This is a genomic window from Agromyces capsici (assembly GCF_058349965.1).
Window position 1 is genome coordinate 900,208 of sequence record NZ_JBYRET010000002.1, and the last position, 12,640, is coordinate 912,847.

Genomic DNA, 12,640 nt, shown 5'->3' on the forward strand with positions numbered 1-12,640 from the left:
CGAGGCCGAAGGGGCGGGTTTCTCCGAACATAGTCTACGAGAGCCCCATCCGAAGGGTCTGTGGATGGTGCGGCGGCGGGCCCGAACGCGCGATGCGCCCCGGTTCAGAGCCTCGTCTGCGGGTGGTTCCTCGCGAGCAGGAATACCCCCCAGACGGCGATCGCACCCGACACGGCGAACACGATGTTGGCCCACATCGGCGCCTGCGACGCCTCGCCGAGGACGATGATGCCGATGAGCACCGCGACCATCGGGTCGACCACCGTGAGGCCGGCGATCACGAGGTCGGGCGGACCACTGGCGTAGGCGTTCTGCACGAAGTAGGCCCCGAGTGCCGTGGCGAGGATCAGCGCGAGCACGCACGTGAACGTGAGCCATTCGAACTCGCCCTGCTGGAGCCGCCCCAGGACCACCTTCGCGAGCGTCGCGACGAAGCCGTAGAGCACGCCGGCCATGATCACGTAGAAGAGGGCGCGGATGCGGCGACGGAACAGTGCGAACGTCACCGCCGCGACCGCGAGCACGACGGCGAGCACGACGAGGATGATCACGAGCTGGCGGGCCGTCACCGGACGGTCCACGGCGGTGAACGCGGCCACGCCGACGAACAGCAGCACGCCCCCGACGCACATGACGATGGCGATGATCGACTTGCGCTTCAGCTCGACGTGGTTGATGCGGGAGTTCAGGATCGACGTGATCACGAGCGCGAGCGCCCCGAGCGGCTGCACGACGATGATCGGGGCGAAGTAGAGGCTCGAGAGCTGGAACACGATGGCGAGCCCGAGCATGAGCGTGCCGAGCACCCACGAGGGGCGCGCGAGCAGCAGCGCGAGCTGCCGGCCGTTGAGACCCTTGCCGAGCGTGTCGACCGTCTGCGCCTCGACCTTGACGACGCCGCGGTGCTGGAACTGCGCGCCGAGCGAGAGGAAGACTGCGCCGATCAGCGCCAGGGGGATCCCGATGAACTGTGTGGGATCGAGCGGGATGAGCTCGGTCAGTTCGTTGAGGTCGGGATCCACGACCTCGACCCTACCCAATCCCCTCTCGATATCCTTGGCGAATGGCCGTGCTCCCGATCCGAATCACGGGCGACCCCGTGCTCCACTCGCCGGCGTCGCCGGTCGACCGCATCGACGACGAGCTCCGCACCCTGGTGCGCGACATGTTCGAGACGATGGATGCCGCGCCCGGCGTCGGCCTCGCCGCGCCGCAGGTCGGGGTCCCGCTCCGGGTGTTCACCTACGGATGGACCGACGAGGAGGAGGTCGAGCGGCGCGGGGTGGCGATCAATCCCGAGTTGTGGATCTCGCCGCCGATCCCCGGCATGCCCGATGATGAGGACGAGTCCGAGGGGTGCCTGTCGTTCCCGGGCGAGCGGTTCGCGCTGCGCCGGGCCGAGCGTGCCATCCTGCGGGCGACCGACCTCGAGGGCGAGGCGTACGAGATCGTCGCCGAGGGATGGCTCGCGCGCATCTTCCAGCACGAGTACGACCACCTCGACGGCATCCTCTACATGGACCGGCTCGACGACCACGACCAGCGCATCGTTCAGAAGATCGCGAAGAAGCGCGGATGGGGCCGGCCCGGCTCGAGTTGGACACCGGGCGTCGAACGGCTCGAGGGCTGACGCCGCGACATCCGTCGCACTGAGCTCTCGTGCCGGTCAGGCGACGAAGCGGATGCCTGCGGCGACGAGCGCCGCCACCGCCACGACGACGATGAACGGCGTGCGCACCGCGTAGAGGGCGGCGGCGACGATCACGGCGGGCACGCGCGCGTCGACGACGAGCGCCTGGCCCGCAGCGAGCGTCTGCACGGCGATCAGCGCGGCGAGCAGCGCGACGGTGAGCAGGTCGGCGATCCGCGCGGGGCGTTCGCGCTCGAGGAAGCCGGCCGGCACGAGGTGGCCGGCGAGCTTCAGGGCGAGCGTCGCGGCGCTCGCGAGCAGGATCACGTGCCAGAGGGTCATCGGTCCTCCCGGCGGCGGAAGAGGTCGAACCATCCGATGACCACCGCGACGACCGCGGCGACCAGCACCGGAACGCCCGGGGTGAGCACGGGCGTGGCGATCGTCGCGACGACGGCCGCGACGACCGCCGTCGCGCCGGCCTGCACCTTCTTCAGGCGCGGCCAGAGCAGCCCGAGGAACGCGGCCGCGGCGGCCGCGTCGAGGCCGTACGCGCGCGTGTCGCCGAGTGCGTCGCCGATCAGGGCGCCGGCGAGCGTGGTGAGGTTCCAGCCGACGAAGATCGCGATGCCGGTGACCCAGAAGCCCACCCTCGCGGCACGCTCGGACGACTGCGCCAGCGCGACCGCGGTGGACTCGTCGATCGTGAGCCAGGCGGCCGCGATGCGGTGGGCGAGCCCGTGCTCGCCGACGACCGGTCGCATCCGCATGCCGTAGACGACGTTGCGCACGCCGAGCAGGGCGGCGGCGGCGATCGCCGATCCGCCCGCCGCGACGCCGCCGGCGCCGAGCACGCCGACGAGCGCGAACTGCGACCCGCCCGTGAACATGATGAGGCTGAGGAAGCACGTCTGCCAGGGGTCGAGCCCGGATGCGACCGAGAGCGCCCCGAACGAGATGCCGTACGCGGCCGTCGCGAGCCCGACCGCGAGCCCGTCGCGGCGAGCGGTCCGGACCTCGGCGGCCTCCGCCGAAGCGGCGCCCTCGAGCGGGACGCGGTCCTCGGACAGGGCGGCCTCCTCGGACGTCGGGCGTGCGGCGGGAACGGAAGAACCCCGGCCTCGTGGGAGGACCGGGGTTCGAAGCTCCCCCACTTGGACTCGAACCAAGAACCTATCGGTTAACAGCCGATTGCTCTGCCAATTGAGCTATGGAGGATCGCGTATCGCGCGTAGACACTCTAGCAAAGCGCGGGCCGGACTCCCAATCCGAGCCGGGCTCAGCTCCGCGCCTCACAGCGGCCGCCGTCAGTACCCGACGTGGAGGTCGACGAGCCCGACGAACCGGGTGCCGCCCACGAACGCCGCCGTGTTCACGGCGACGCGTTCGGCGAAGAGCGGCACCGTCATCGCGTCGGTATCGGCGACGTGCGGCGTGACGATACAGTTCGGGGCATGCCAGAGCGGATGCCGCGGCGGCAGCGGCTCCGGATCCGTGACGTCGAGGCCCGCCCCGCCCAGATGCCCCGACTCGAGCGCCTCGACGAGGGCCGCCGTGTCGACGAGCGCGCCGCGCGCGACGTTCACGAGGATGGCGCCCGCGGGCAGCATCGCGAGCTCGGCTCGGCCGATGAGCCCGCGCGTCCCGTCGGTCAGCGCGGCGACGACGAACACGACCTCGGTCGTCGCGAGGGCCTCGGCGAGCCGGTCGGTCGTGAGCGTGCGCGCGGCGCCCGGCACCGTGGTATCCGATCGCCGGACGACCGTCGCCCGCACCCCGAACGGCGCCAGGAGCCGGAGGAGTTCGACCGCGATTCCGCCGGCGCCCACGATCACCACGTCGGCGCCGTACAGGCTTCGGCCCCGCTCGTCGGCCTGCCACTCCCCCGCGCGCACGCGCGACGGGAGCTCGCGGAGCACCGCGAGCGCCAGCATGAGCGCGTGCTCGGCGACGGGCTGCGCGTACGCGCCCTTCGCGCTCGTCCAGACACGTCCGTCGCCGCGGTGGCGGGCCAGCAGGCCGGCGAACGCGTCGACGCCGGCCCACGGCAGCTGCACCCACGAGATCGACGGATGCGCGGCGAGCAGGGCGTCGAGCCGCTCCTCGCCGTCGGAACTCGTCCAGACGAGTCCGCGGGTCTCCGCCGACAGGGGTGCGACCTCTCCGCCGGCCCGCGCGACCGCGGCGGCGAACTGCGGCTCGGTATCGGGCACGATGGCGATCGGGCCGGCCTCCGGGCGCGCGGCCGGCGCCGCGTCATCCGCTCGCCCGCCGACCGCGTCGATGCCGCTGACGCCGCTTGCGCCGTCGAGCGCCTCGACCTCGGACGCACCGTCGACGGCACGGTGCCGCGACGGGGTCGCGTCACTCACCCGGGCGGCTCCGGCATCAGTTCGTCGGTGACCGCATGGCCGTCGTCGAGCGCCCCCGCGAGCGCCTTCACGTACGGGTGCGACGGGTCGTGGAGCACGTCGTCCATGGTGCCGATCGCGACGAGCTCGCCCCGGTCGAGCACCGCTACCCGGTCGGCCACGCGACGCAGCACCGGCAGGTCGTGCGTGATGACGATCGCCGAGAAGGTGTGGCCGTCGCGCAGCTCGCCGATCAGCTGCGCGACCGCGTCGCGGACGGTCAGGTCGATGCCCGCGGTCGGCTCGTCGGCGATGAGCAGCTTCGGCCCGAGCACGAGCGCCCGCGCGAACGCCACGCGCTGCCGCTGGCCGCCGCTCAGCTCGTACGGGAACTTCTGCAGCATGCCGAGCGGGAGCCGGACCGCATCGACCATCGTCGCCACCCGGGTCGCGAGCGCCTTGGTGTTGTAGCGGTGGTCGCGTTCGAGGATGGGCTCGCCGATGATCTCGGAGACGGTGCGGTCGGGCGGCAGGGTCGCCGCGGCATCCTGCGCGAGGTAGCCGACGTGGAAGCGCAGTTCGTTCAGCCGTCGGCGGGTGACCCCGCGCAGGGGCGTGCCCAGCACGAGCGCCTCGCCGCCGGTGATCACGGGCCGCACCTCGCCGCCGGGACCCGACGGCTCGAACGCGACGCCGGCGAGCACCCGGGCCAGGGTCGACTTGCCGCTCCCCGCCGAACCGAGCAGTCCGAGCACCTCGCCCGGCGCGAGCCGCAGGCTCACGCCGTGCACCGCGACATGCGCCGCGCTCGCGCCGTGCGCGGGGTACTCGACCGACAGGTCGCTCACCACCACAGGGTAGCCGTGCGTCGCGCCCCGGTTCATCGGCCGGCCTCCCGGATGCGCCGCAGCTCCTCCCGTCGCTCCGCCTGGGCGACCGGGTCGGGCACGGGCAACGACGCGAGCAGCCGCTGGGTGTACGGGTCGGTCGGCGCACCGAGCACCTCGGCACCCGTGCCCTCCTCCACGAGACGTCCGTGGTAGAGCACCGCGATGCGGTCGGCGAGCAGGTCGACGACCGCGAGGTCGTGGCTGATGAACAGGCAGGCGAAGCCGAAGTCGCGCTGCAGCTCGGCGAAGAGCTCGAGCACGCGCGCCTGCACCGAGACGTCGAGCGCCGACGTCGGTTCGTCGGCGATCAGCAGCTCAGGCTCCAGGGCGATGGCCCGCGCGAGGCTCGCGCGCTGCCGCTGGCCGCCCGAGAGCTCGTGCGGATACCGGTCGCCGTACGCGGCGGGCAACTGCACCGCCTCCAGGAGCTCGTTCACGCGCGGGCGCGCGTCGCGGGCGTCGACCGCGCGGTCGTGGATCACGAGCGGCTCGGCGACGCACTCCGCGATCGTGAGCAGCGGGTTGAAGCTCGACGCCGGGTCCTGGAAGACGAAGCCGATGCGGCTGCGCGACGGCCGGAACTCGCGCTCGCGGATGCCGAGCATCTCGTGACCGAGCACCTTCAGCGATCCGCCGGTCACCCTCGTGAGGCCCGCGATGGCGCGGCCGATCGTGGTCTTGCCCGATCCGCTCTCGCCGACGAGGCCGAGCACCTCGCCGGGCCGGATCACGAGGTCGACACCCTGGACCGCGCGGAACCCGGCGCGTCCGAAGCGTCCCGGATACTCGATCTCGAGCCCCCGGGCCTCGACCACGGGCGCCTGCTGGGCCCAGTCGGCCGGTCGCGCCGCGGCACGCTCGGCGGCGCGCGCGACCCCGTGACCGACGTACGGCACGGCCGCGAGCAGGGACTTGGTGTAGTCGTCCTTCGGCGAGGCGAAGAGCTCGGCGGCGCTGGCCTCCTCGACCACGCGACCCTGGTACATGACCGCGACGCGGTCGGCCAGGTCGGCGACGACGCCCATGTTGTGCGTGATCAGCACGATCGCCGTGCCGAACTCGTCGCGGACGCGGCGGAGCAGGTCGAGGATCTCGGCCTGCACGGTCACGTCGAGCGCCGTCGTCGGCTCGTCGGCGACGATGAGCCCCGGCTCGAGCACGAGCGCCATCGCGATCACGATGCGCTGCTTCTGCCCGCCCGAGAACTGGTGCGGGAAGTGGTCGATGCGATGCTCCGGGTCGGGGATGCCGACCTTGCCGAGGATCTCGATCGCCTTGGCGCGCGCCTCCTTGTTCGAGAGCTTGCCGTGCGCGAGCAGGCCCTCCATGATCTGCCAGCCCACCGTGTAGACCGGGTTCAGCGCGGTCGACGGTTCCTGGAACACCATGGCGACATCGGTTCCGCGGATGGCGCGGAGGCGGTCGCCCGAGAGGCTGACGACGTCGTTCTCGGCGGTGCCCGCCCGGTTGGAGAGGACCACGGCGCCGCTGGTCGTCGCGGTCTCCGGCAGGAGGCCGAGGATCGTCTTGGCCGTCACGGTCTTGCCGCTGCCGGACTCGCCGACGATGGCGAGCACCTCGCCGCGCTCGACCGACAGGCTCACGTCGTCGACGGCCTTCACGGCGCCGGCGTCGGTCGCGAACGACACGCCGAGCCGTTCGATGTTGACCACCGTGCTCATCGCTTGACCTCGATCCCCTGCTCGCCGAATGTCTCCCCGTCCTCGAGGCCCGCAAGTCCTCCCGGTCCGGCCGTGAGCGTGCCGCCCGGCACGACCGAGGTCTGCGCGACCTCGCCCGCCGCCTGCGCGACGCGGCGGCGACCGCGCAGGCGCGGGTCGGCGAGGTCGTTGAGGCTCTCGCCGACGAGCGTGATGCCGAGCACCGTGAACACGATCGCGAGCCCCGGGAACATCGCCGTCCACCAGATGCCGCTCGTCACGTCGGACTGCGCCTTGTTCAGGTCGTAGCCCCACTCCGCTGCTGCGGTCGGCTCGATGCCGAAGCCGAGGAATCCGAGCCCCGCGAGCGTGAGGATCGCCTCGGACGAGTTCAGCGTGATGATCAGCGGGAGCGTGCGGGTGGCGTTCCGGAACACGTGCTTGAACACGATCCGCGAGTTCGACGCGCCGAGCACCTTGGCCGACTCGACGAACGCCTCGGCCTTGATGCGCACGGTCTCGGCGCGGATCACGCGGAAGTACTGCGGGATGAACACCACGGTGATCGACCCCGCGGCCGCGAGCACGCCGCCCCACAGGTTGGACTGCCCCTGCGAGATCACGATCGAGAGCACGATCGCGAGCAGCAGCGAGGGGAACGCGTAGATCGCGTCGCAGATCACCACGAGCACGCGGTCGAGCCATCCGCCGAAGTAGCCGGAGTAGAGGCCGAGGGCGACGCCGATGAAGATCGACAGCAGCACCGCGACGATGATCACGAGGATGGCGGTCTGCGTACCCCAGATCACGCGGGAGAGCACGTCGTAGCCGCCGACGGTCGTGCCGAACCAGTGCTCGGCCGATGGCGGCTGCTGCGTGCCGAAGGAGCCCTCGGCGTCGGCGCGCTGTGCGAAGCCGTACGGCGCCAGCAGCGGTGCGAAGACCGCGCAGAGGATGAAGACCAGCAGGATGAGCAGGCCCGCGACGAGCATGCCGCGCTGCAGGCCCACGCTCTGGCGCAGCTGGTGCACGACCGGGATGCGGTCGCGCCAGCGGCGGCGCGGGGCAGCCTGGGTTGCGACGGTTGCGGCGGTCATGTCAGTACCTCACCCTCGGGTCGATGAACGCCGCGATGATGTCGACGATGAAGTTGGTCAGCGCGACGATCACGGCGAGCAGGACCACGATGCCCTGCACGGCGACGAAGTCGCGCGACTCGAGGAACTCGGCGAGGATGAAGCCCAGCCCGCGCCACTCGAAGGTGGTCTCGGTGAGAACGGCGCCCGCGAGCAGCAGTGCGATCTGCAGGCCGATGACGGTGATGATCGGGATCAGGGCGGGCCGGTACGCGTGCTTGCGCAGCAACCGCGACTCGGCGACGCCCCGCGAGCGAGCCGCGTCGACGTAGTCGGTCGCGAGGGTGCCGATCACGTTCGTGCGCACGAGCCGGAGGAAGACACCTGCCGTCAGCAGGCCCAAGGCGATCGCGGGCAGCACCGCGTGCGAGAGCACGTCCAGCAGCACCTCGGGGTCGCCGGTGAGGAGCGCGTCGATCGTGTAGAACCCGGTCGCGTTCGGCAGCGACTCCATCTCGATCTCGGAGCGGACGCTCGCGCGACCGGCGATCGGGAACCATCCGAGCCACACGCCGAACACGAGCTTGAGCAGCAGGCCGGCGAAGAAGATCGGCACGGCGTACCAGACGATCGCGAGGACCCGGAAGATCGCGTCCTGCACCTTCTCGCGGTGGTACGCCGCGAGCAGGCCGAGCGGGATTCCGACGGCGAACGCGACGATGAGGGAGTAGAACACCAGCTCGAAAGTCGCCGGGCCGTACGTGAGCAGCACCTCGATCACGGGGCGGTTCGAGGTCATCGTCGACCCGAAGTTCCCCGTCGCGAGCTGGCCCAGGTACTCGAGGTACTGGATGATGAGCGGCCGGTCGTATCCGGCGGCGGCGCGGAGCTCGGCGAGCTGCTCGGGCCCGAGGCGGCCGCCCTGGGCGGCGGTGATGGGGTCGCCCGTCGTGCGCGCCAGGAAGAACACGACGGTGACGAGGATGAAGATCGTCGGGAAGATCAGCAGGAAGCGGATGAGGAGGTACCGGCCGAAGCCGCCTCCCTGGGATTTCGGCTTGGGTCGGCCGGCGGCCGGACCCTCCGCCGTGGAGATGGTGTCAGCAGTGCTCATGGATTCCTCAGGGGTACAGGGGAACGGGGGCGACCCGCGGTAGCAGGTCGCCCCCGTCGTCGAGCTTCAACGACTCTAGTCCGTCATCAGCCCTTCGAGAGTGCCGCGTAGCGGAACTTGAACGACGCGTCGAGCGTCTCCTCGGCGCCCTCGACGTCGGCTCCGACGACCGCGATCTGCGCACCCTGCATGTACGGGATCGTGGACAGGTCGGCCGCGACCTTGTCCTGGATCTCGCCGATGAGCGCCTCGCGCTCGGCGGGGTCGGCCGTCACGGCCTGCTGCAGGATGAGGTCGTTGACCTCGGGGTTGTCGTAGTGGTTCGCGAGGAAGTTCTCCGTGAGGAAGAACGGCGTGAGGTAGTTGTCGGCGTCCGAGTAGTCCGGGAACCAGCCGAGCTGGTAGGCCGGGTACAGGTCGGCGACGCGGTCCTCGGAGTACTGGACCCACTCGGTCGACTGCAGGTTGACCGTGAAGAGCCCGCTCGCCTCGAGGTTGTCCTTGATGATGGCGTACTCGTCGGACGAGGACGGGCCGTAGCGCTCGGCGACGTACTGGATGCTGATGTCCAGCGGCGTCGTGACGCCGGCGGCCTCGAGCACCTCGGCGGCCTTGTCGGCGTCGGGCGCACCGTTGCCGTCGCCGTAGAGGCCCTTGAGCGCCTCGTTGGCGCCGGTCAGGCCCTCGGGCACGTACGAGTACAGCGGCGTGAAGGTGCCCTTGTACACGTCCTCCGAGATCGCGTCGCGGTCGATGAGGTGCGCGATCGCCTGGCGGACGGCGAGCGCCTTGGCCTCGTCGGCCTCGGCGGTCTCGGCACCGAACGGCATCGTGTTGAAGTTGAACACGAGGTAGCGGATCTCGCCGCCGGGGCCGTCGATGACCTTGACGTTGTCGTTGCCGCGGAGGTCCTCGATGTCGGTCGCGCTGAGGGTGCGGTGCGCGACGTCGACGTTGCCCTCCTGCACGTCGAGCTTCAGGTTCGACGCGTCGGTGTAGTAGCTGACGTTGACCGTCGGGGTCTTCGCCTCGCCGAGGATACCGGCGTAGTCGGGGTTCGCCTCGTAGGAGACCAGCTCGTTGAAGCGGTAGCTGGTGATCGTGTACTGGCCGGCGAACGCCTCGCCCTCGACGATCTCGTCGTCGGAGGTGAGCTCGTCGGGCGAGAAGACGTCCTCGTCGACGATGGGACCCACCGGGCTGGAGAGGATCTGCGGGAAGATCTGATCGTTCGGCGACTTGAGCTTGAAGACCACGGTGAGGTCGTCGGGCGCCTCGACGCTGTCGAGGTTGTAGAGCAGCGACGACGGGCCGTTCGGGTCGGCGATCGCGAGCTGGCGGTCGAACGTGAACTTCACGTCGGACGAGGTGAGCTCGTTGCCGTTGGCGAAGGTCAGGCCCTCCTTGAGGGTGACCGTGTACTCGGTGTCGGAGGTGAACTCGGCCGACTCCGCGATGTCGGGCTCGACGTCGGGGCTGCCGTACGGGGTGTTCATGAGGAACGGGTACACCTGGTTCATCACCGCGAACGAGCCGTTGTCGTACGAGCCGGCGGGGTCGAGCGCCGTGATCTGCTCGGTCGTGCCGATCGTGAGCGTGTCTGCGCCGGCCGAGTCCTCGTCGCCGCCGCCGGCGGCGCAGCCGGCGAGCACGAGTGCCGCGGCCGAGAAGCCCGCGGCGAGAGCGATGCCGCGCCCGCGGTGCATGGATGCGGATGCCATATCCGTCTACCTCTTCCTGTCGGAGATCGCGCGCGGGGTCGCCGCATCGCGATCGTGTATCTCTCAGGCGTAGCACACGCGGCCTCCCCCATTCGGGGCCGGACGGTCAAGGAGGCGCGAATGTGACCGATCTGCAACGTTGCGCTCATCTGCGCACGACGGACCCGAGCGGTACTCGGCTCCTGGGGTCAGTCCTGCAGCTGCACGCGCTCCGTGTCGATGTCGACGATCGCCCGGCTCAGCGTCCGCCAGAGCTCGGACCCCTGCTCCACCCGCATCTGACGGCTCCGCAGTTCGGCCTTCTGCCGCAGGAGCTCGCGATCGATGACCGATTTCATCAGGGCGTCGACGTAGCGGCCGATCTCGTCGGCCCGGCCGAACGGGATCGGCGCGGTCGCAAGCTGGCCGACGAGCAGCGCGTACGGGGCGGGCACCTGCGCGATCACGTCCTCGACCGTCAGCCGTCGCTCGTCGTCGAGGGCCGAGATGATGCCGTTCATGACCACGGCCAGCGTGGGGTTGTCGAACCGCGACTCCAGCGCCTTGGTGAGCAAGTCGGGCGACGCGGCATCCGGGTACTGCATGATCGCCTGGAGCGCGTCGCGTTCGAGTCGCGTCGCCGGGTCGTTCGGCAGGTGCACGATCGAGAACGGCCGGTCGGATGGCACGGCGCCGCCCTCGCGCGGATCGCCGGGTGGTACGGCCGCTCCCCCGCCGTCACGGCCGCCGGGCGCCGGGCGGTCATCGCGGCGGACGCCGCGCGCCTCGCCCGCCCGCTCCCGATCGCCGTCTGCGCCGCGCTGCGGCGGCGCGTCCCCGGCTCGCTCGCGCGCCCCGGCGCTGCGCACCGCGCGCGTCACCTCGGCGAGCTCCATCCCGAGCATGCGGGCGAGCTCACGCGTGTACCCGGGCCGGAGCGCGGGGTCGCGGAGGTCGGCCACGATCGGCGCGGTGGCTCGCAGTGCGGCGACGCGGCCCTCGACGGTCTCGAGGTCGAAGCGCGACAGCGTGTGGCGGATCACGAACTCGAACATCGGGGTCTTCGACTCGACGAGCGAACGCACCGCCCCGTCGCCGCGCGCCAGGCGCAGGTCGCACGGGTCGAGCCCGTCGGGTGCGACCGCGACGAAGGTCTGCGCCGCGAACCGCCGCTCCTCGGCGAACGCGCGCATCGCGGCCTTCTGCCCGGCCGCATCGCCGTCGAACGTGAAGACGACCTCGCCCACGCCCGAGTCGTCGCCGAGCACCCGCCGGAGCACCTTGATGTGGTCGACGCCGAACGACGTGCCGCACGTCGCGATCGCGGTCGTGACCCCGGCGAGGTGGCAGGCCATCACGTCGGTGTACCCCTCGACGACCACGACCCGGTGGGTGCGCGCGATGTCGCGCTTGGCGATGTCGAGCCCGTAGAGCACCTGGGCCTTGTGGTAGACCGCGGTCTCGGGGGTGTTGAGGTACTTGGGGCCCGAGTCGTCGTCGAGCAGCTTCCGGGCGCCGAAACCCACGGTCTGCCCGGTGACGTCGCGGATCGGCCAGATGAGCCGACCGCGGAACCGGTCGTAGACGCCGCGATCGCCCTGCGAGACGAGTCCGGCCGCCGCGAGCTCCTCGGCGGTGAACCCGCGCGCCCTCAGGTGGTCGGTGAGCGCGTCCCAGCTCTTGGGGGCGAAGCCGACGCCGAAGTGCGCCGCGGCGGCGGCGTCGAAGCCGCGCTCGCCGAGGAACCGCCGGCCGACCTCGGCCTCGGGCGAGGTGAGCCGTTCGACGAAGAACTCGGCGGCCGCCTGGTTGGCCGCGAGCAGCCGGGCGCGGTTGCCGTGGTCGGCGGCCGGTCCGCCGTCCTCGTAGTGGAGCTCGTACCCGATCCGGCCGGCGAGGCGCTCGACGGCCTCGGTGAACGAGACGTGGTCGATGCGCTGCAGGAACGTGTAGGCGTCGCCCGATTCGCCGCAACCGAAGCAGTGGTAGAAGCCACGCTGCGGGGTGACGTGGAAGCTCGGGCTGCGCTCGTCGTGGAAGGGGCAGAGCCCCTTGAGCGAGCCGACGCCGGCCGACTTCAGCGAGACGTGCTCGCCGATGATGTCGGCGATGTTGGTGCGGGCCTTGACCTCGTCGACATCGCTCTGTCGAATTCGGCCCGGCATGGTCCTCATCCTATTCCGCGGATGGCGCGACGCGGCCCGTCGCGCTCGTCGCG

The 12,640-nt window shown here is 71.0% G+C and carries 11 protein-coding genes and 1 tRNA gene; 1 reads left to right on the forward strand and 11 read right to left on the reverse strand.

The features are described from left to right. Positions 1–104: 104 nt before the first annotated feature. Positions 105–1,022, reverse strand: a complete 918-nt coding sequence (locus AC3RKB_RS17930; protein ID WP_491437669.1) for a DMT family transporter — start codon at positions 1,020–1,022, stop codon at positions 105–107. A gap of 41 nt (positions 1,023–1,063) precedes the next feature. On the opposite strand from AC3RKB_RS17930, the gene def reads away from it, so the two are divergent. Then, positions 1,064–1,630, forward strand: a complete 567-nt coding sequence (gene def / locus AC3RKB_RS17935) for a peptide deformylase (RefSeq protein ID WP_491437670.1) — start codon at positions 1,064–1,066, stop codon at positions 1,628–1,630. Between the two features lie 36 nt (positions 1,631–1,666). Here the strand turns inward: def and AC3RKB_RS17940 are convergent, their stop codons facing one another. The 10 genes from AC3RKB_RS17940 to dnaG all read right to left on the reverse strand — a co-directional run bounded on the left by AC3RKB_RS17940 (position 1,667) and on the right by dnaG (position 12,587). Further along, positions 1,667–1,972: an AzlD domain-containing protein gene (locus AC3RKB_RS17940; RefSeq protein ID WP_491437671.1), complete on the reverse strand. Its 306-nt coding sequence runs from the start codon at positions 1,970–1,972 to the stop codon at positions 1,667–1,669. Further along, positions 1,969–2,700: an AzlC family ABC transporter permease gene (locus tag AC3RKB_RS17945; protein ID WP_491437884.1), complete on the reverse strand. Its 732-nt coding sequence runs from the start codon at positions 2,698–2,700 to the stop codon at positions 1,969–1,971. Before AC3RKB_RS17945 ends, AC3RKB_RS17940 begins: the two co-directional genes overlap by 4 nt. Before the next feature lie 75 nt (positions 2,701–2,775). Beyond that, positions 2,776–2,848 (reverse strand) — tRNA-Asn (locus AC3RKB_RS17950). 89 nt (positions 2,849–2,937) lie between these two features. Further along, complete coding sequence (locus AC3RKB_RS17955; protein ID WP_491437672.1) at positions 2,938–4,002, reverse strand: D-isomer specific 2-hydroxyacid dehydrogenase family protein; 1,065 nt, start codon at positions 4,000–4,002, stop codon at positions 2,938–2,940. Beyond that, positions 3,999–4,829 carry an ABC transporter ATP-binding protein gene (locus AC3RKB_RS17960; RefSeq protein WP_491437674.1) on the reverse strand — a complete coding sequence of 277 codons (831 nt, stop codon included), beginning with the start codon at positions 4,827–4,829 and terminating at the stop codon, positions 3,999–4,001. The genes AC3RKB_RS17955 and AC3RKB_RS17960 overlap by 4 nt, the downstream gene beginning before the upstream one ends. Before the next feature lie 32 nt (positions 4,830–4,861). After that, the gene (locus tag AC3RKB_RS17965) at positions 4,862–6,553 is read right to left on the reverse strand and encodes an ABC transporter ATP-binding protein (protein WP_491437676.1); all 1,692 of its coding nucleotides are present in this window, start codon (positions 6,551–6,553) and stop codon (positions 4,862–4,864) included. Next, on the reverse strand, positions 6,550–7,629 hold the full coding sequence (locus AC3RKB_RS17970) for an ABC transporter permease (protein WP_491437677.1): 1,080 nt from the start codon (positions 7,627–7,629) through the stop codon (positions 6,550–6,552). Before AC3RKB_RS17970 ends, AC3RKB_RS17965 begins: the two co-directional genes overlap by 4 nt. A 1-nt stretch (position 7,630) precedes the next feature. Continuing rightward, complete coding sequence (locus AC3RKB_RS17975; RefSeq protein WP_491437678.1) at positions 7,631–8,722, reverse strand: ABC transporter permease; 1,092 nt, start codon at positions 8,720–8,722, stop codon at positions 7,631–7,633. Positions 8,723–8,808: 86 nt separating this feature from the next. Beyond that, entirely contained in the window at positions 8,809–10,443 is a 1,635-nt protein-coding gene (locus tag AC3RKB_RS17980; RefSeq protein ID WP_491437679.1) for an ABC transporter substrate-binding protein, read from the reverse strand. Between the two features lie 188 nt (positions 10,444–10,631). Further along, entirely contained in the window at positions 10,632–12,587 is a 1,956-nt protein-coding gene (gene dnaG, locus AC3RKB_RS17985) for a DNA primase (RefSeq protein ID WP_491437681.1), read from the reverse strand. Between the last annotated feature and the right edge of the window lie 53 nt (positions 12,588–12,640).

What these genes read in the sequence shown, in the direction of transcription:
- def (WP_491437670.1), top strand. Translation starts at nt 1,064, where the DNA reads ATGGCCGTGCTCCCGATCCGAATCACGGGCGACCCCGTGCTCCACTCG.
- AC3RKB_RS17940 (WP_491437671.1), bottom strand. Translation starts at nt 1,972, where the DNA reads ATGACCCTCTGGCACGTGATCCTGCTCGCGAGCGCCGCGACGCTCGCC.
- AC3RKB_RS17965 (WP_491437676.1), bottom strand. Translation starts at nt 6,553, where the DNA reads ATGAGCACGGTGGTCAACATCGAACGGCTCGGCGTGTCGTTCGCGACC.
- AC3RKB_RS17970 (WP_491437677.1), bottom strand. Translation starts at nt 7,629, where the DNA reads ATGACCGCCGCAACCGTCGCAACCCAGGCTGCCCCGCGCCGCCGCTGG.
- AC3RKB_RS17975 (WP_491437678.1), bottom strand. Translation starts at nt 8,722, where the DNA reads ATGAGCACTGCTGACACCATCTCCACGGCGGAGGGTCCGGCCGCCGGC.
- AC3RKB_RS17980 (WP_491437679.1), bottom strand. Translation starts at nt 10,443, where the DNA reads ATGGCATCCGCATCCATGCACCGCGGGCGCGGCATCGCTCTCGCCGCG.
- dnaG (WP_491437681.1), bottom strand. Translation starts at nt 12,587, where the DNA reads ATGCCGGGCCGAATTCGACAGAGCGATGTCGACGAGGTCAAGGCCCGC.